At 64.3% G+C, this 18,138-nt stretch carries 19 protein-coding genes and 1 tRNA gene; 10 read left to right on the top strand and 10 right to left on the bottom strand.

Annotation, left to right across the window (positions count from 1 at the left end; all coding sequences use genetic code 11):
- Positions 1-50: 50 nt before the first annotated feature.
- The gene (locus tag FM101_RS08215; RefSeq protein ID WP_086998151.1) at positions 51-761 is read left to right on the top strand and encodes an HAD-IA family hydrolase; all 711 of its coding nucleotides are present in this window, start codon (positions 51-53) and stop codon (positions 759-761) included.
- 117 nt (positions 762-878) lie between these two features.
- Positions 879-1,505 carry a malonic semialdehyde reductase gene (locus tag FM101_RS08210; protein WP_086998146.1) on the top strand — a complete coding sequence of 209 codons (627 nt, stop codon included), beginning with the start codon at positions 879-881 and terminating at the stop codon, positions 1,503-1,505.
- Positions 1,506-1,543: 38 nt separating this feature from the next.
- Here FM101_RS08210 and FM101_RS08205 read toward each other — a convergent pair whose 3' ends face one another.
- A complete protein-coding gene (locus tag FM101_RS08205; protein ID WP_086998143.1) occupies positions 1,544-2,662 on the bottom strand; it encodes a GTP pyrophosphokinase in 1,119 nt (372 codons plus the stop codon).
- Positions 2,663-2,952: 290 nt separating this feature from the next.
- Between FM101_RS08205 and FM101_RS08200 the strand changes: the two genes are divergently transcribed.
- Together FM101_RS08200 and FM101_RS08195 are read left to right on the top strand one after the other, a co-directional pair.
- Positions 2,953-3,585, top strand: a complete 633-nt coding sequence (locus FM101_RS08200) for a hypothetical protein (protein WP_086998263.1) — start codon at positions 2,953-2,955, stop codon at positions 3,583-3,585.
- Between the two features lie 142 nt (positions 3,586-3,727).
- The gene (locus FM101_RS08195; protein ID WP_086998140.1) at positions 3,728-5,215 is read left to right on the top strand and encodes a DUF2079 domain-containing protein; all 1,488 of its coding nucleotides are present in this window, start codon (positions 3,728-3,730) and stop codon (positions 5,213-5,215) included.
- Positions 5,216-5,399: 184 nt separating this feature from the next.
- On the opposite strand, the gene FM101_RS15585 is transcribed toward FM101_RS08195, so the two are convergent.
- From FM101_RS15585 to FM101_RS08180, 3 genes are all read right to left on the bottom strand, one after another.
- Positions 5,400-5,855 (bottom strand): hypothetical protein, encoded by a 456-nt coding sequence (locus tag FM101_RS15585; RefSeq protein ID WP_143269252.1) that lies wholly within the window; start codon positions 5,853-5,855, stop codon positions 5,400-5,402.
- A gap of 38 nt (positions 5,856-5,893) precedes the next feature.
- Positions 5,894-6,334, bottom strand: coding sequence for a hypothetical protein (locus tag FM101_RS08185; protein ID WP_143269251.1), 441 nt, complete (start codon positions 6,332-6,334; stop codon positions 5,894-5,896).
- A 439-nt stretch (positions 6,335-6,773) separates the two neighbouring features.
- Positions 6,774-7,379 (bottom strand): HAD family hydrolase, encoded by a 606-nt coding sequence (locus FM101_RS08180; RefSeq protein WP_086998132.1) that lies wholly within the window; start codon positions 7,377-7,379, stop codon positions 6,774-6,776.
- Positions 7,380-7,514: 135 nt separating this feature from the next.
- On the opposite strand from FM101_RS08180, the gene soxR reads away from it, so the two are divergent.
- Both soxR and FM101_RS08170 read left to right on the top strand, forming a co-directional pair.
- Complete coding sequence (gene soxR, locus FM101_RS08175; RefSeq protein ID WP_086998129.1) at positions 7,515-7,955, top strand: redox-sensitive transcriptional activator SoxR; 441 nt, start codon at positions 7,515-7,517, stop codon at positions 7,953-7,955.
- A 104-nt stretch (positions 7,956-8,059) separates the two neighbouring features.
- Positions 8,060-8,587, top strand: a complete 528-nt coding sequence (locus FM101_RS08170) for a flavin reductase family protein (RefSeq protein ID WP_086998126.1) — start codon at positions 8,060-8,062, stop codon at positions 8,585-8,587.
- Here FM101_RS08170 and FM101_RS08165 read toward each other — a convergent pair.
- Genes FM101_RS08165 through mptB (FM101_RS08150) form a run of 4 tightly spaced genes read right to left on the bottom strand, consistent with a single transcriptional unit; the run spans position 8,584 to position 13,867 of the window.
- Positions 8,584-9,408 carry a formylglycine-generating enzyme family protein gene (locus tag FM101_RS08165; RefSeq protein ID WP_245806655.1) on the bottom strand — a complete coding sequence of 275 codons (825 nt, stop codon included), beginning with the start codon at positions 9,406-9,408 and terminating at the stop codon, positions 8,584-8,586. The two genes, FM101_RS08170 and FM101_RS08165, sit on opposite strands and share 4 nt — an antisense overlap.
- The gene (locus tag FM101_RS08160; RefSeq protein ID WP_086998123.1) at positions 9,405-10,721 is read right to left on the bottom strand and encodes a glycosyltransferase family 87 protein; all 1,317 of its coding nucleotides are present in this window, start codon (positions 10,719-10,721) and stop codon (positions 9,405-9,407) included. Before FM101_RS08160 ends, FM101_RS08165 begins: the two co-directional genes overlap by 4 nt.
- Complete coding sequence (gene mptB, locus FM101_RS08155; RefSeq protein WP_086998120.1) at positions 10,718-12,325, bottom strand: polyprenol phosphomannose-dependent alpha 1,6 mannosyltransferase MptB; 1,608 nt, start codon at positions 12,323-12,325, stop codon at positions 10,718-10,720. Before mptB (FM101_RS08155) ends, FM101_RS08160 begins: the two co-directional genes overlap by 4 nt.
- The gene (gene mptB / locus FM101_RS08150; protein WP_179204273.1) at positions 12,326-13,867 is read right to left on the bottom strand and encodes a polyprenol phosphomannose-dependent alpha 1,6 mannosyltransferase MptB; all 1,542 of its coding nucleotides are present in this window, start codon (positions 13,865-13,867) and stop codon (positions 12,326-12,328) included.
- Between the two features lie 234 nt (positions 13,868-14,101).
- Between mptB (FM101_RS08150) and FM101_RS08145 the strand changes: the two genes are divergently transcribed.
- From FM101_RS08145 to def, 4 genes are all read left to right on the top strand, one after another.
- Positions 14,102-14,299, top strand: a complete 198-nt coding sequence (locus FM101_RS08145) for a hypothetical protein (protein ID WP_086998117.1) — start codon at positions 14,102-14,104, stop codon at positions 14,297-14,299.
- A 56-nt stretch (positions 14,300-14,355) separates the two neighbouring features.
- On the top strand, positions 14,356-15,015 hold the full coding sequence (gene orn, locus FM101_RS08140) for an oligoribonuclease (RefSeq protein ID WP_086998115.1): 660 nt from the start codon (positions 14,356-14,358) through the stop codon (positions 15,013-15,015).
- Positions 15,016-15,165: 150 nt separating this feature from the next.
- Positions 15,166-15,241: transfer RNA gene (locus FM101_RS08135), tRNA-His, on the top strand.
- Between the two features lie 67 nt (positions 15,242-15,308).
- Entirely contained in the window at positions 15,309-15,887 is a 579-nt protein-coding gene (def, locus tag FM101_RS08130) for a peptide deformylase (protein ID WP_086998112.1), read from the top strand.
- 84 nt (positions 15,888-15,971) lie between these two features.
- Here def and FM101_RS08125 read toward each other — a convergent pair whose 3' ends face one another.
- Positions 15,972-16,583 carry a hypothetical protein gene (locus FM101_RS08125; protein WP_086998109.1) on the bottom strand — a complete coding sequence of 204 codons (612 nt, stop codon included), beginning with the start codon at positions 16,581-16,583 and terminating at the stop codon, positions 15,972-15,974.
- A gap of 68 nt (positions 16,584-16,651) precedes the next feature.
- Complete coding sequence (locus FM101_RS08120; RefSeq protein WP_245806654.1) at positions 16,652-18,133, bottom strand: glyceraldehyde-3-phosphate dehydrogenase; 1,482 nt, start codon at positions 18,131-18,133, stop codon at positions 16,652-16,654.
- Positions 18,134-18,138: the final 5 nt, after the last annotated feature.

The raw sequence follows: 18,138 nt of genomic DNA, 5'->3' as shown, positions 1-18,138 counted from the left end.
CGATTTTTTATGCGACCCCGGAGCGCCGATACCGCCGATAGGCTGGGAACATGACGACCAGCGACTCCCCGGCAGCCCACCACGACGCCATCGGCGATGACCTCGACGTCGAGGCACTGCTCTTCGACCTCGATGGGACCCTCATCGATTCGACCCGGGCCACCGAAAGCTGCTGGCAGGAGTGGTCCCACAGGATGGGGTTGGGCGACCACGGCCAGCACCCGCACGGGGTGCCAGCCCGCGATGTGGTGGCTCAACGGATCGAACCGGCCCGCCGCAGCGAAGCATTGGCGTTGATCGAAGCCCTGGAAGTCGAGCAGAAGGAAGGCATCACCATCAAGGACGGTGTCGCCGAACTGCTGGCGGCGCTGCCGTCTTCCCGCTGGGCCATCGTCACCTCGTGCACGGCGGAACTGGCTGCCGTGCGGTTGGCGGTGGCGGGGATCGAAGCCCCCACGGTTCTGATCTCCGCAGACTCCGTGGCCCACGGAAAGCCCGACCCGGAGGGGTACCTCGCCGCGGCGGCCAGCCTGGGCGTGGACCCGCAACGGACCGTGGTCTTCGAGGATGCCCCTGCAGGGGTCGAGGCCGGCCGTGCCGCCGGGGCGTGGACCTTGGGCATTACCGGAACATACGACGCGGGATCCTTGGCTGCTTCGAAGATCGTGGAGACCTTGGAGGGCATCACGGTGGCCGTGGCAGCCGGTGACGCCGGTCTGCGACTGGGCTTCCCGACCGCCGATGAACCTGCGGGTGACTAAGCCCACACCGGGATGCGGAAATATGCCTCGACAGCGACTGGTTGGGGAGGGTGTACCAGCACACCGTCAGTGCCGGGCGGATCGCTCGCTTGGACCACTGCCTCCCGGAAGGACTCCATGACCACCACGATCTCCGATTTCGAGCAGGAACTGGCCATTGATCCAGCGACCGCCGACGTCCTCTTCCGTGAAGCGCGCACAGCCAATACGTTCACCGATGAGCCGGTCAGCGAGGAGACGGCCCAGGCCATCTACGACCTCATGAAAATGGGGCCCACCATGATGAACAACCAGCCGATGCGCATCACCTGGGTCCGCTCCGAAGCCGCCCGTGAACGCCTGGTCGACCGCATGGCCGAGGGGAACCGCGCCAAGACGCTCTCGGCGCCGCTGGTCGCCGTCCTGAGTTTCGATACCGAATGGCATGAGCACTTCGCGACGTTCCTGCCCCACGCCGCCGATCGCAAGGCAGCCTTCGACGGCGAGGACCAGGCTGCCGCCCGCTCCCACGTGGGCAACTCCAACGCCCACCTGCAGGCGGGGTACTTCATCATGGCCGTGCGCGCCGTGGGCCTGCATGCCGGACCCATGGGCGGTTTCGACGCCGCCGGGGTGGACGAGGATTTCCATGCCGGAACCACGCAGAAGACGTTCATGGTCGTCAACATCGGCAAGCCCGGCGAAAACGCCTGGCGTCCACGCCTTCCCCGTTTCGACTACCAGACGGCCACGACCACCATCTAGTCGGCCCGTCCCTCCCCCGGGATCGGCGGGCGTCGCCCCTAGGGCTCTTCGCTCGCTCGTCCCGGGGTTTTTTCTGCCTGATAGGAATCCATTTGGGCCAGCCGGCGTCGTAGGCTCTCTTGGCGCTGCCGATCCTTCCCGGCGGTCAGCTCGATATGGCTGGCCCCGAAGCGCCACAGCAGCACATCGTCCAAAAGACGGTCAGGTCCTGGTGAATACCGGTGATCCAGGGCCTTGCGCACTTCGGTGATCGCCGTGGCGTCGAGGAGCCCGGCCAATTCGATGGTCGTGGTCAGGTCGTGGGCGGCCAGGAGTTCGGCGGCCCACCCCCAGTCATCGTCTGCCTTGCGGTCCACATGCGGAAGCAATGTCTGCCAGACCTCGCGAATACGCGCAGGATCCAGTTCCACACCCCCTTCGCCCTCGCTGTCCCAGTAGCCAGTCACCGCCAGGTAGCGGTCATGTAGTTCCTCGAACGTCGACTCGACGGCCTCGAGCATCGCGGCGGTCGCGGTGAACTGCCGGTCCAGATACGGGCTCCAGGCGCGCGGATCGACTTTCTTGAACCTGATGTCATGCTCGATCTCGCTCCAGGCATGAGCCAGGATCGTCCGGATCTGGGTTTCAAAAATATAGTTACCGGTGACCCTGACGTTTTCCGCCAGTTCGCCCTGGTAGTCCCTGACGACGTCATTCTGCCGGGTGCGCAGGATCAGGTGCCGGCTGGAATAGCCGTAGGTTCCGGACTCCACCGAGCCAATGTCCTTCTCCCGGTCGGCACGGCAATCGAATTCGTTGCGTCGACGTTTGATCAGGTTGGCGGCCTCACGGACTTCATGGGGCAGACTCACGATGACCCGCACGCCCACGAGGTCATGCAGATCCCGCAGCGGGTGCGGGAATTCGAGTTGGCGGTCCCCTCCTGGTTCGTTGGGTTCGATCATCCGCGAGGCCTTATCTCGGAAGGAGTCCACCGATTTGGTGCGTCCGGTGACGAAGAGCGGCTGCACATCGACGCCTTCGAAAATCTCACGGATCCGTGCGGTGACGTCGGCGGTCACCTTCTCCAGGTGGGGGCGAAGGCGCTCATAGTCGAGCGTCACTGCTTCGACCCCGGGTTTCAACTGTTCATCCAGCCGGTCGAATACTGCTCCCATGAATGGTCGCTCCCTCGCCTCGTTGTGTACCGCACCACACACTATCAAGCGTCATCCGGGCTGAGCATCCGTCGGGATAGGAGCTCCGTGCCGAGGATCACCGACGACCGAGGGACCCTCTCGGCGTGTCCACAGAACAGAAGGAGTAGTGTGGGAAGCACGCAACGGCATTTTCCGCAGCGTTTTCCGTTCACCTCGGCGCCCCAGGGGGCATGTCCTCCCGTGCGCCGGACATCACCGGCGGACCAGCTATCCGCAACCAGCAGCAACCCCAGGAGAAGCACCCCTTCATGACCGCATCTGCCCCGGAATTATCGACCGACACGCTGTTTAGCCGCCGTTACGAGGAGCAGATCGCCCCCGTCAACCGACTTCTTGACGAGACCGCCTTGCTGCGCCCGGGCTCCTCGGTCAGCTATGTCGACCCCCAGCACGACGTCGACCAGGTCAAGATCATCTCCCTGTTCTCCAATATCGGCACCGCCGATGACAGTGGCTTCATCACCCCGGGCGACTCCGACGCCGCAGAGCGCATGATCGCCCTGCAGTGGCAGCTGGGCCTGCGTCCGGAATACGTCATGCCGTGGAACGTCTCCCCCTGGCATACCCCCGGTGAAGCCAATGGCCGCTTTGAGCCGGCCCAGATCACCTCGGGCCTGAAGCCGCTGCTGCGCATGCTCAAGCAGGTTCCGCGTGCCTCCGTTCTGGTCGCTCACGGCACCGAGGCACACCGCCTGGCCGATCAGCTGGCCAAAACGCAGAACCCGTTGCTGTGGCGCCGTGGTTTCAAGACCTATAAGGTCAAGTCCCTCGACGGCCGCGCCTTCGCCGGTTCCGCCGAACGTCAGCAGGGCCACCTGGATCAAATGCAGGCCGCTTACGCCGACGCCATGGCCCGCACCGGGCTGGCATCCATCCACTAGTCCGCCCTTCCGCCGGATCCAGCGGCAATCGTCGAAACGGTGTCCACCTTCGGGTGGGCACCGTTTTTTGTGATCAACACCGTGCCGTGCCACCGCCTGCGCGGTCCCACAAGGGAACCGACGCACCGCTAAACTCGTAGCCATGCCCGAAGCCCCACCCGCCACCGATTCTGCGATCCACCCCGTCAGCCGAGCACAGAAGCTGCAGCTGACCGCGGTCATGGTCGGCGCCACCATCCTGTACGTCGCCCACTCGTTGCTGCGCTACCGCAATTTTGAGGCCAAGGGCTACGACCTGGGCATCTTCGACCAGGCGGTGCACCAGTACTCGCTGTTCAAGGCACCGATCGTGCCGATCAAGGGCGTGGACTTCAATCTCCTCGGGGACCATTTCCACCCGATCATTGCGCTGTTCGCCCCGCTGTATTGGATCTGGCCGGACCCGCGCATGCTCAACTTCGGCATGATCGCCCTGCTGGTGGTCACCGCGATTCCCGTCTACCTCTTCTGCCGCAAACATCTGGGCCACCGTGGAGGATTGCTCACGGCGGCGGCCCTGCTGCTGTGGTGGCCGTTCCAGTCGATGGTGAACTGGGATTTTCACGAGGTGGCTTTCGCGGTACCCCTGATGGCCTGGATCGTCTGGGCGTTCGACGCCCGAAGGTACTGGCTGGTCGTGGGCCTGTCCTCCATCCTCTTGTTGGTCCGTGAAGACATGGGGGTGACACTCGTTGCCGTGGGCATCGTCCTGGCCTTCCACCGCCAGTGGGGCAAGGCCATCCTCATGGCCGTCGTGGGTGTCGCCGGCTACGTGGTGGTCACGGAAATACTGGTCCCCCATTTCGCACCGCCGGATGCCATGTCCTATTGGCAATACACGGCCTTGGGCCCCACAGCGGGGGCGGCGATCGCCTTCATCCTGTCCCACCCGCTGAAATCCATCGCGTTACTGTTCAACAACGAACTGAAGATCCTGCTCTGGTTGATGTCCTTCGTCCCGCTGGCCTTATTGCCCTTCCTCTCCCCCTATGTGATCCTGGTGGCGCCGAGCCTGCTCAGCCGCCTCTTCAACGACCGGTTGAACACGTGGGCTCCGGTCTACCAATATGACGCGATGCTTGCCCCGGTGCTCATCATGGCCTCGGTGCATGTGCTCTCGAAGATCATTGCCCGCACCGGCAAAAAGAAGTTGGCCGTCGGGGCTCCCGCCTATTTGCTGATTTTGGCGTTTGTCTGCACCCTGTTCATCCACGCGGTCTTCCCCTTGGGCCGCACGCTGACCGGACAGAATTGGTCGATGCCTGAAACGGCGAAGGCGCAGGCCCGGGCGGTGGCCCTGATCCCCGACGGGGTATGCGTGGAGGCGGCGGATACAGCGGTCCCCCACCTGGTTCAGCGCACCTATGTGGGCCTCCACGGGGATATCGGGGACGACCTGTCCAGCTGGATGATCATCGACTTCAATACCGACGAACTCGGCGGCTGGGATCCGCTCTCGCCGCAGGAAGCGCTGAAACGCGGCAAGGACCTGGGCTTCAAGGTGGTCACCCGCGACGATCACGGTATCTGGGTGCTCCACCGCGATATCCCGGTCAACCAGGTCTGTCGCGACTACCTGCCCCAGCGCTGAGGCCGTTCCCTGTTTGCCGGGCTAGGGGCGCGTGAAGGTGGTTAGAGCCCAGTTCGGCGGCCAGGTCGGTGCCTGCGGGGTAGTGAACGGTGCCCATCTGCGCCAGGGCACGTTCGCAGATCCGTGGGTCGGTTGATGAACCGACTGCTGCTGAGCGTTTCAGCGCCTTTGCTGGGCACGTGGGTTATCCCGTGGCACTCACGCGAAAACGGCCGTCTTCGGTCTGTGCTTCAACCCGATCCAGCGCCGCAGTTTGTTCCCCGACGGCTGCGAGCATCACGGCAGCGATTGAGTGTAGATCAGCGTCGGTATCCGGGCCTTCAATGGAGTTGGCTACGTGAAGCACGACCACGCCGGGGGCTGGTGATTCCCAACCGGTGATGAGGCTGTAGGGCTTCGAGAAACCAGAGATGCTGTGCGCGCCTTCGGCGTTGAGCCATCGGTTCATGAGCTCGTTTGCCCATACCTGGCGTTGAGCGTTTTCAGGCCTCGACTCAGCGGGCGCGAATGCTGCCGCGGGGGGCACTTCCGTGCTGACCATCGTCCGCTCGTTATCTGACAGTCCGCTCATACCACCGGTGCATCCCCAGAGACTGAGTGCTACGGCGCCGAGTGCCGCGACGAACGCTATTTTCTTCATGTTTTACTCTCCGGTCGGATCTTGGGCCCCTCGTGGTGTTAGCGCCCGGACTTCGAGGGAAACAGCTCATATGTAGAGGACTTATCGGTTCCGGAAATTTTTGCCGTGACTTTCAAGAAGGGGAACCCATCCTGTTGGAGTCGCGGTCCGACGTTCCCGGCCACAAATTCAAGCCCCGAGATTCCATCCGTGTCATATTCCCCGCCCTGCCATCGACTATCCGGGCTGAGGGTGACCACCAAGTGCCCAGGCTCAGTAGAGGTAAAACTCTCGACGTAACCATGTGGGTCGTTCGGCAGGCACTCGCGATACCCCTTGAGGTCATCGAACGGCGGGCAGAATCCGACGTCAGAGTCATCGATATAGGTGGTCTGCATCCCCTCGAACCATGATTCGTAGGCATCATCGGCCCATGCTTGGCCCGTTTTGAACATACTTGTCGGCCCCGCGCCGGTTGACGGCATTTCACTCGGCGACATCTGCTGCGTGGGTGCTGCTGTCGTTGCTGCACTCGTTGGGCTCCCGCCGACCAACCCATCGGCGCTCGAGTTCCCGACAGACTCGCTGGTGCACGCCGACGCGCTGAGAACGGCGATAGCTAGGACAGCGGCACATCCGGTTCTTTTCATGGTTCCCCCCCAATTGTTGTGTATCGAGCCTAGGTGCGGACCACGACAGTTCGCGACCTGACCAGCTGTTTTGGGTATTTCATCGCGGATTGGTCACCTAGCCGATGCGGACGTCGCTGGCCGAGCCGGCACAGGGCATCACGTGGCATCATGTTCTGGACTGAACAGGAAGAATCCACCGGATCCGCACCACCTGGACGGAGCTTAGTGGTTGAGAGTGCACGCTGCCCTTCCCCAGCACGGAGACACTTCCCTGCCGTGACAGGGGTCCAGCTGGCGTGGGCGGCGGTTAAAGCCCCAGTTCGGCGGCCAGGTCGGTGCCTGCGGTGTAGTGAACCGTCCCCAGTCCCAGTGCCGCGGCAGCTTCGATGTTCTCCGACTTATCGTCGATGAACACGACCTCGGAGGCTTCGGCGCCCATCCGTGCCAGGGCGTGTTCGTAGATCCGCGGGTCGGGTTTGGCCAGGCGCAGCGGCCCGGAAAAGATCAGGTGCTCGAAGTAACCGGTCCACCAGCCCTCGGCCTCAAAGATCTGCGACATCCGCGCCGGCATATTCGAGAGCACCGCCATCGACGCCCCGCGTGTTTCCAGCGACTGGAGAACCTCCCGCGTCCGCGGATCGGGTTGGGACCACAGGGCTGTATCGAGCCGGTCCAACCGCTCGGCCTCTGCCGCGTCCACGGCCCGTTCCAACACGGCAGTCCAGTACGACGGCGAATCCAAGGCCCCCGCGTCAAAGGAGTGTCGGTGAGCCCAATACGTACTGCCTTGCTCTTTCAGGGCCCGACCGGTGGCCTGCTGCAGCCGCTCCCAGTCCCTGTCTGCCGGCGCCGCGGCGATCACCATTCCGTAGTCGAAGAGGTACCAGCCGACGTCGTGCTGTGCTTGTGCCATATTCCCCAGCCTATCGGCTCATCCCCCACATCAGCTCAGCGCTGGCCGGCAGCTTCGTCAGGCGATCCGGTGTATTCTTCCCATCGGCTGTGGTCCTCGGGGGCCACGCGGAAACGCAGGAGGGAAACCCAGACCATGGACGATGATTCACGGATCAGTGTCGGGCAGCTGTCCGCCCGCAGTGGGGTCGCCATTTCCGCCCTGCACTTCTATGAACGCAAGGGACTGATCTACAGCCGGCGGAGCAGCGGAAACCAGCGCAGGTATCCCCGCTCCACCCTGCGTCGGGTCGCCGTGATTCGGGCAGCCCAACGTGCCGGCATCCCCTTGGCCTCGGTCCTGGAGGTTTTTGAGCAATTGCCGCAGGAGGGGGTTCCCGACCAGTCCGACTGGCAGCATCTATCCGAGGCGTGGCGTGAAGAAATCGACGCCCGCATCACCATGTTGGAGCATCTGCGGGACCGTCTGGACGGTTGCATTGGCTGTGGTTGCCTCTCTTTATCCACCTGCGGTTTCGTCAATGCCGAAGATCATCTGGGAACCGCTACCACCGGTGCTCCGGGCCTCGAGCAATAGGGTGCAGCGGATCAAGGCGTCCGGGTTTGACCTGAACCTAGGTTGAGGTTTTAGGCTCGAGGTGTTCTCGAGGACGTCGTGAACCCGCCGACGAAAGACCATCAATGACAGCCCCCGCCCAGTCCCTGCCAGCGACGCACCCGCAATCGCTCCTCTTCCGGGAGGCCTTCCGCGGGCACCCTGCAGGGCTGGCTGTCATCACCGCAACCGGGCCTGAGGGGCCGATCGGGCTGACAGCTTCATCGGTCGCCTCGGTATCCGCCGATCCGCCGGCCCTGGTGTTCTCACTCTCGGGACGGACCACCGCGCCCCTGCTGGCAGCCGCCGACACAGTGCTGGTCCACCTGATGGATGCCGGGCAGGCAGAGACCGTCCGGACCTTCGCCACCCCGGGCAGTGCCCGCTTCACCGAGGATATGGACTGGGAGTTCCTTCCCACCGGTGAGCCCTTATTGCGTCACAGCACCTGGGCGCTGCGTTGTTCGATCACCGACCGGGTCGATGTCGGCTCCTCCCGGGTCATCGTCGCTGCCGTACTGGGGATCCAGGGCCAAGCAACAGGTCATGGCCCGTTGGTCTACCACGACCGGACCTACCACCAGTTATCCGAAGGCTCCAGCCTTCCCGGCTAGGGCTTCAGACCGCGCAAAGGGGTCCACCCCATCGGCAACGGGCCTGCTATGGCGGCCCGGCGGGCGTCGGCTGCGGCACTCCAGCCCTGGCCCAGGTCACTTCCCTCCGGCCCGGCGGCTCCCCGCACCACCCGAAGACCCACATCCTCAATCCGGGCATCCGGGGCGCTGCCTCGACGGACCGAGGCCCGGGCACTGTAGTGCGGATCCGCCCAGCCGGCACCGCGCAGGCTCCGGTAGTCGGCGTATCTGGCGGTGTCGGCGTAGTCCCAGCACCATTCCCAGAGGTTGCCGATCATATCGAAAAGGCCGAAAGCATTGGGCTCCTTCGAGGCGACGGGCTGCACTCCGCTGACCTGGTCGGCAGCGGTCCAGGCGATCCGGGGCAGTTCGCCGTAGCGGGGCCCGTCGGTGCCGGCCCGGCAGGCGTGTTCCCATTCGGCCTCGGTGGGTAGCCGGTATCCGGTGGAGGAGACGTCCCAGTGCACCTCACGGCCCTCGATCGTGTAGGCGGCGCCGATCCCCTGGGTGGTGGAGGCGGCGTTGCACCAGGTCACCGCTTCGAACCAGGTCAGCTGATGGGCCGGGAGCCGGAAGTCGTGGCTCGTCGCCGCCGGACCGGTCTCAGGTCCTTGCCGGTGGACCGTCTGCCACTGCGCCCGGGTGACCGTGGTGGTGCCGATGGCGAAGGGCCTCAGGTCCACCTCACGGCGCCCGTTGGTGCGGGCGTCGCGCAGGGTGATCCGCCCGGCTGGGACCTTCCGCAGCGCGAGGGGGTTGCCGTCGTCGTCGTTCAGGGACAGGCCGTCGCTGTGGTTCACCGTCGTCGGGGCAGGGTGAACCGGTCCGGCGTATTTTCCACCGGACCGCCGAGCGGGTCGTCGTCTCCGTCGGCGCGAACGAGATCGCGTTCGGGGTGCCTGATATCCCCGATGATCTTCACGCACAGGTAGATGACCATCACCATATGCGCGGCGATGCCGGTGCCGTAAGCGATTTCAATCCACGCGGTTCCCTGCCCGAAGGTCCCTCCGCTGACGATTTTGGCGCTCATCAGCCAGACGGCCGCCCAGTGGTAGGCCTCCAGCACCTGCCAGAGCAGGAATTCGCGCCAGCGGGGGCGGGCCAGGACGTAGAGCGGGATCAGCCACATCACGAACTGCGGTGAATAGACCTTATTGAGCAGGATGAAGGCGGCGATGATCAAGAAGGCCAGTTGGGCCATCCGGGGGCGACGCTGGGCGGTGAATCCCAGATAGGCGATCCCCAGGCAGGCCAGCCCGAACAGGGCGTTGGAGAGCAGCGAGAAGCCTTCCCCGTCCAGTCCGGTCCAGGTGAAGGCCAACCACATCGAGGAGAAGCTGATCTCGCGCTCGGAAGAGAACGTGTAGAAACGCGACCATTCGTCAAAGGCGGTCAGCATGAAGGGCACGTTGACCACCAACCAGGCGATCACCGCAGCCGAGAGCGACTTCCAGAAGGCAGACATCTTCCCGCTGCGCCAGCACAACACCAGAATCGCCCCGAAGAGGAAGAAGGGATACAGCTTCGCTGCGGCCCCCAACCCGAGCAGTATCCCCGCCAGGTAGATGCGTTTGCGCGAGAACGCGAACAGCCCCAGGGTCGCGAACAGCACGGCCCACAGATCCCAGTTCAATTGACTGGTCAGGATGATCCCCGGCGCCAGGGCGACCATGAGGGCGTCGCGACTGCGTTTGCGGGCGCTATAGGCCACCGCGACGACGATGATCCCCCAGCAGATGAAGGAACCCAAGGAGTTCAGGTCGAAGTAGGCCAACTGCCGTTCGAGGCTGAACCCGGTGCCGGGGATCATGAACGCGGTGACCCCGGCGATGACGGCCAGCAGGGCCGGATATTCCAATGCCTGTTCCTGGGGCAGCCCGGTGAAGAAGGGGAAGAGTTTATCGGCGAGCCCGCGGGTGCCAAAGAGTTCGGAGAAATCCGAATAGCACATGTGGATATGCTGATCGGCCCCGGACCAGCCGTTCACCCGGCACCACTGTTTGCTCAGGACGGCCAGCACCGCCCCGATGACGGTGGCAACCAGCAGCCATCCGATCACCGGCCGGGTGGCTTCGCGGGAGTTGCGCAGGGTGGTCAGTGGTGAAGTCACGACGTGGTGGCCTCGTTTCTGTTCTCGGTGGATTCGGGGCCTGCGCCCCGGGTGAAGATGAAAGACGTTTTGGGGTCGGAGAAGACCAGGTAGCCCAGATACAGCAACCCGATCGCCGCAGCCAGCACCCGGACCCAGAGCAGGCTGATCCATTGGGCGACACTGAGTTGGTCGACGACCCCGACCAGAACCAGGACCATGCTTAGGAGGTACCAGAAGCGGGTCCAGCGGCCGCTGTAGACGCGGGTGACCGCGAAGAAGGGAACCAGCCACAGGAGGTACCAGGGCTGGATGATCGGTGCCAGCAGGACGGAGGCCAGCAGGGCCAAGGCGCTATAGAGCACCGGTGAGGTGGCGGGTCTGCGGAAGGCCAGCCAGATGGCCAGGGCCAGGGCCACGACCTTGAAGGCCGTGTAGACGCCGTTGGCTGTGGAGGACAGGTTCCCCCCTGCTTGTTCGACCAGCCAACCGATGCCCAGCCCCAGCAGTCCCACCGGGGCGTAGGGGAAGGCCGCCGATCCGGCGGAGGCCATCGCCTTGATCCAGCCGAACCAGAGACCCGAGACCCACCCCAGGAACGTGAGCGTCACCCCCGACACCAGTGCCGTATAGGCCCAGGCCCGGATCCTGCTGCCGATCCGGGCCGTGGCGGGCACCATGGCCAAGCCGATGAACGGCAAGGCGAGCACGACAATGGGTTTGATGGCGATGGCTGCGCTGACGGCCAGGACCCCGGCGAACCGGCGGCCCTGGTAGACCCAGAGGAACCCGAGCAGCACCCCACCCATCATCAGCGCATCATTATGGACGCCGCCGACCATCGTGAGCAGGAAGAGGGGGTTCGCCAACGAAATCCAGACCGCCCAGGTGGGGTCCGAGCCCAGCCGCTCGGCCAGCCGGGGTACCGCATATAGGCACAGCAGCACTCCCCCGATTGCCAGGACGCGGAACAGCAGTACGGCCAGTTCGGGGATGCCACCGGTGATGAAGTAGACGCCCTGGGCGGCCAGCAGGAAGAGCGGCCCGTAGGGGGATGCGGATTCGGCCCAGAGGCTGTCCGACCCCTGGGCGAACCAGCCGGGGAGTTGGGAGATCCAGTTCGCATAGGGGCTCAGTCCGGCATGCATGAGTCGGCCTTGGCCCAGATAGGAGTAGACGTCGCGACTGAAGATGGGGAAGGCGAAAAGCAGTGGCGCAGTCCAGAGCAGGACGGTATTGCGTACCGTCACCACCGAGGCCCTGCTGTTCGGGCCACCGCGCTGACCGAAACGCAACCACGCACGGCACATGATCATTGAACCGAGCGCGAGCAGGATGGTGCACACGATGACCCCTGCCGTTTCCACGCGCAGGGGGTTCAGCACGGTGGTGCGGGCGAACAACGAATCCTGGGATTGAGCCAGCCAGCCGACCCCCCAGGAGCCGACCATGATCATCAGCGAGGCCAAAAATCCTTGGGCCATGGCCACACCGCGTTTGGCCTCGTCGCCGCCGGCCAGCCGATGCAAAATCGGCAGGTGCTCGATGTGATGGCGGAGCCCATAGACCGCCTCGGTGAGCGCTGCGGTACGGGCCCGCGTCCGCCCGTGGTTGCGTTCCACCATTCAGTTGGCTGCCTTGGGCCGTCGCAGGGCCGCCCAGGCGGTCCGCAGGGAATCACGGAAGTCCAGGAAAATATGTTTGGTCCGCGGATCCAGAAACGCCAGATAGGCCATGGCGGCCCAGGAAATGCCGGTGGACAGATGCTTCACCCAGGGGTCCAACGACCCGAGGAACTGCCAAATGAAGATCTGGTCCGCAGCCCCGAAGGCGACAAAGAACGCCACCGTGAAGTAGACCCAGATCAGCTGCCAGTCATCCCGGATGCCGGTGGCCGCGAAGAAGGGCAACAGCCACAACAGGTACCAGGGTTGGATGATCGGTGAGAGGACGACCAGGGCGGCGAAGGCCAGGGCCAGGCGTTGTACCAAATGGGAGTGGCTGCCGCGGAACATCAGGAACAGCACGACGGCCACCGAGGCCAGTCGGGCGATCACCTTCACCACGCCCAGCACCCACTCCGATTCCAGGCCCAAGGTGTCCAGGATCCCGCTGAAGAAGTTCGTGAACATCCCGACGGGGGCGAAGAAGACGGTGCCGGTCCCGGTCCCCAGCATGACCTTCAGCCAGCCGAAACCGTAGCCGTTGACCCAGCCGATGAGTGCCATGATGCCCAGGCAGAGTGCGAGGGTATAGGCCCAATACAGGAAGCGACGCCGCCAGGAGGAACCGGGTCCGGCCCAGAGCAGTCCGATGAACGGCAGGATCACCATGGTGATGGGTTTGATGCCGATGGAAGCGGTGACCAGGACGACGCCGAGTATTCCGCGGCGGGTGGCCGCATAATAGGTGCCGGCCACGGCGAGGCCCACCATGAGGGCATCGTTATGTGCGCTGGCGATGAAGCTGATCAAAAACAGCGGGTTCGATACGGTGATCCATAGGGCCTTGGAGCCGGGAACCTGGTGCAGATCTGCCAGTTTGGGGACGTAGACCATGCACAGCACGACCCCGGCAAAGGCGACCAGCCGGTAGAGCAGCACCGAGGCATCCGGGGAGGAGCCGGCGACCATGTTCACGAGGCGTTCGATGGTCAGAAAGAGTGGACCGTAAGGGGTTTCGGATTCCGCCCAGGTGACGTCGGCACCGAGCTGGAACCAGTTCGACAGGGTGGAGATTCCATCCACGTAGGGGTCCTGCCCGGCGGTGACCAGCCTGCCCTGTCCGATGTAGGCGAAGACGTCCCGACTAAAGATCGGCAAGCAGAGCAGCAGCGGCGCCCCCCAGGCCCAGCAGGCCTGTCTGACGATTCGCAGGGAGCCTTCGGCCCAACCGGCGAGTTCCTGCCCCAACCGCAGCCAGGCACGGAACATGATCCAGCAGCCGACCGTGAGCACGACCGTGGAGGTGATCACCCCCCACTGTTCGGTGCGTACGGCAATGAGCAGGTGGTCCCGGTTCAGCGGTGAGACGCTCGCCAGCCAGCCGATGCCGTAGGAGCCCAGCAGGACCAGCATCGCGCCAATGAAGCCCTGGACCAGGACCGCCCGGGTCCCGTGGTCCATGCGGCGGGTCCCCGCGCCCGCCTCGACCCTGCTCATCGCCATCGGCTCGTTTCCGTCGTTTGCCCTCTCGGGGCTGCGCCAACCCATCACCGCGGACGCTGAGACGACCGGGCTCCGGGGCCGGCGGCCCGCTCAAATACTCACCCGATGTTAGCATCGCGTCTTCCCCAACAGGCGGCACGACGCCGGATCCCGGGTTCTCCGCCGACGGGACCTAAGGTGGTATCTGCTGCCGGGATCCTCCGGCGGGACACGTAGCTGATGGAAGGGGCTTCAGTGGGTCGGCACGCATCGAGCGGAGGCAGCGCCCCCACCCGGCAGAAGGCTTTGCTGGGATGGGGTCTATTCATCGCCCTTTTGGTGGTGGTCGTCTCTCCCCTGCTGGGGCTGCACGCCCTGGCCGCTGCCGCCCTGGGCGTCACCGCGGGCGTCGTCTTCGTGGTCCTGTATTTCCTCAGTGGCCTGACCACCTAGGACGCCCCACCCCTGCCGTTCACCGTGGGGGTCGCCGAATCCGGTAGATTGGGGCTGTGCCTATTTCTGCTGAAAACATTGTGTGGATCGACTGCGAAATGACCGGGCTGAGCCTGGAAGCCGACGCGTTGATCGAAGTTGCCGTCCTGGTTACCGACCCGGAATTGAATATTCTCGGTGAGGGTGTCGATGTCGTCATCAAACCCGAAGCCCAGTCGTTGGAACAGATGAATGACTTTGTGCGCCAGATGCACGTGACCTCGGGGCTGCTCAAGGAACTCGACGCCGGCGTCGACCTGGATACCGCCACCGAGCAGGTCCTCGCCTATATCCGCCAATGGGTCCCCGAGCCGGGCAAGGCCCCGTTGGCTGGAAACACCATCGGCACCGACCGGAACTTCCTGGCCCGTGATATGCCCGGGGTCATCGACCACCTGCACTACCGTGTCATCGACGTCTCCACGATCAAGGAATTGGCCCGGCGCTGGTATGCCCGCGCCTACTTCCAGGCTCCGCCGAAGACCGGTAACCACCGGGCCCTGGGTGACATCCGTGATTCGATCAACGAACTGCGGTACTACCGCAAGGCGGTCATGGTTCCGGCCCCCGGCCCCGATAGCAAGACGGCCAAGGAGGCTGCCCGTTCCGTGGCAGCCGAAAACGCTGCCCCCGAGGGTTCCGGGGCCGACGCCACGTCGGGCCCCCACACCAACTGAACAACCACAGGGAGTGATCCCTGCCACAGTTCGACGCGGGCGTGTCCCCATGTCGCAAGCCCTGCCGAAAGTGTGTAAACTAGTATTCGTTGCCCGGACCTCCCCGGTAGGAATACCGAAGGTGCGGGCACCGCGTTGAGAGACGCAATGGTGGGTATAGCTCAGTTGGCAGAGCGTCTGGTTGTGGTCCAGAAGGTCGCGGGTTCAAGCCCCGTTACTCACCCCAACAGCCGCCCCGGATCATTCCGGGGCGGTTTTTTCTTCGCTGTCATGATCACCAGCAGGAGGCACAGATGCCCGTCCGTCCCGTCGTCGTCTACGGCGAACCCGTCTTGCACTGCCGTGCCGCCGAAGTCACCGCCTTCGACGATGACCTGCGGGCACTGATCGCCGATATGTCAGAGACGATGCACGCCGCCAACGGTGTCGGTCTGGCTGCCCCTCAGATCGGGGTGGGCCTGCGGCTGTTCACCTACACGATGGAGAACGACGACGGGGTCCCCTCCGAGGGTGTGCTGGTGAATCCGCGGATCGTGCTCGGCAAGGTCTCCGGCGCGCAGCCCGACCCCGACGAGGAGGCCGAAGGTTGCCTGTCGGCCCCCGGCCTGTCCTTCCCGCTGAAACGTGCGGACTATGCCCGGGTGATGGGCTACGACGGCGAGGGGAACCAGCTCGACTTCGAGGCGACCGGCTGGTTCGCCCGGATGTTGCAGCACGAATACGACCACCTCGACGGCTACCTCTACGTCGATAAGCTCAATACCAAATGGGCGAAGCGGTGGAAGAAGGCCAAGAAGTCCTTGGACTGGGGCGTTCCGGGGAACTCGTGGCTACCGGGGGTCGATCCCGACCCGTTTGGGCACGATCACTGAGCGCCTTCAGACCGCCCACGAAAGAGTCGGGGCCCCCCCCCCCGGGGGGGGGGGGGCCCCCGACTCTTTGGCGCGGGTGTCCGACTACTTCGCCGAGGCCACCTGGAAGACGTCGCCCTTGGCGCGGCACGGCTTGGCCTGTGAGGCCTGGTCCGTACTCAGGTTGATCTTCTTGCCGGTGAAGGTCACCTGCTGACCCACGCGGATGGAGGTTCCCCCCACCGTCACGGTCGGCTTGCCCTTGCTGTTCAGCGTGGTGTCTTCGGGGAAGACGAGCAGCGTCGGGGGACCCTGCTGATTGACGGCGTGGAAGCAACCATGATCGGCAATGATCAGCTTGGTGTTCAGCGAATCCTTACCGGAAGCGGACGCGCCGGTGGAGACCACGGCAATCTTGTGCTCCTTGTTCTTCACGGTGTCCAGAGCCGACGTGTCCTTGGCCGGGGCGGCCTTCGTGGCCGGCGCCGAGGAGGAGGACTTCTCCGCGGTCGCGGTTTCCGATGCCGACGAGGCAGCACTGCTGCTCACCGGTCCCGAGCTGGAGGCTGCTGCCGAGGTTTCCTGCGTGGCCGGCGCCGACGATGATTCGTCGGCGCTTCCCGTGGAGGAACATCCGGTGGCTGCCAGCAGTACCGCGAATCCGGCGGCGGTGACCCCCAGTGTGCGGCGTGCTCGGCTATCGATCCGACGATCCATGCTCTTGTCCTGCTTCCTGCCCGGTGCGTGGGCTGGTTATCCGGTGCCGCTGATGGCGCCGGTGGTGATTACAGGGTGGCTTCTGCCTCGACCGTGATGTCTTCGGTTTTTTCTACTGCGGGGAAAGCCACCGGGTGGGTTCCCGCAAGTTCCTCGATGACGCGAACCACCTGGCAGGAGTAACCGAACTCGTTGTCGTACCAGACGTAGACGACGGCGTTCCGGCCGTTGGCGATGGTCGCCAGCCCGTCGACGATGCCGGCCCGGCGCGAACCGACGAAATCGGTGGAGACGATCTCCGGGGAGTCGATGTAGTCGATCTGCTTATGCAGTTCGGCTCCCAGCGACGTCTGACGCAGGTAGGTGTTCAGCTCTTCCTTGGTGGTGTCCTTCTCCAGGTTCAGGTTCAGGATCGCCATGGAGACATCGGGGGTGGGGACGCGAATCGCGTTTCCGGTCAACTTGCCCTCGAATTCGGGCAGTGCCTTCGACACTGCCTTCGCGGCACCGGTTTCGGTGATGACCATGTTCAACGCCGCCGACCGTCCACGACGGTCTCCCTTATGGAAGTTATCGGTCAGGTTCTGGTCGTTGGTGAACGAGTGGACGGTTTCCACGTGACCGTGGGTGACACCGTATTCGTCGTTGATCGCCTTGAGCACCGGGGTGATCGCGTTCGTCGTGCAGGACGCCGCGGAGACGATCGTGTCGTCGGCGGCAATGTCGCCGTGGTTGATGCCGTGCACGATGTTCTTCACATCGCCCTTGCCCGGAGCGGTCAGCAGGACCTGGGATACGCCCTTGGCCTTGAGGTGCTGGCCCAGTCCTTCGCGGTCGCGCCAGCGGCCCGTGTTGTCCACAACGATCGCCTTGTCGATGCCGTAGGCGGTGTAGTCCACGGTGGTCGGGTCGTTGGAGTAGATGACCTGGATCAGGGTTCCGTTGGCGAGGATCGTGTTGTTTTCCTCGTCGACGGTGATCGAGCCTTCGAAGGGTCCGTGCACCGAGTCGCGACGCAACAGCGAGGCGCGTTTGACCAGATCGTTCTCGCCGTTCTTGCGCACCACGATGGCGCGCAGGCGCAGTCCGTAGCCGCCGCGCTCGATGAGGATGCGCGCGAGCAGCCGTCCGATGCGTCCGAAGCCGTAAAGCACGATATCGCGGGATTCGACGTCGGTGCGCCCGGCGCCGCCGGCCCTTTCGGCGAATTCGGCGGCCAGGAAGTCCTGCAGCACGGCGCCGTTGCCCTGTTCGTTGAATTTGCGGGCCAGCCGGGCCAAATCCACCGAGACCGCACCGAGATCCAGTGCGTCAAGGCCCTGGAGCAGGGGAAGTGTTTGGGAGGGGGAGAGTTCCACGCCGTCAATATGGCGGGCCACCCGGTGGGCCTTGAGGATGTCGATCGGGGATTTGTTGATGAGCTTGCGCCCGTAGATGGAGGTCACCACATTGTTCTTGCGGTAGAGACGCCCAATGAGGGGAATCATGGCCTCGGCGAGTTCCTCGCGGCCGCTCCATTCGTTCTGGGCGGCGACAGACTGCTGGGTCACTTTTT

It is taken from the genome of Arthrobacter rhombi, from assembly GCF_900163545.1.
GTDB classification, from domain to species: Bacteria; Actinomycetota; Actinomycetes; order Actinomycetales; family Micrococcaceae; genus Arthrobacter_H; species Arthrobacter_H rhombi_A.
Note: the sequence above shows the minus strand (reverse complement) of the source record. Positions and strands in the feature narration are given on the sequence as shown.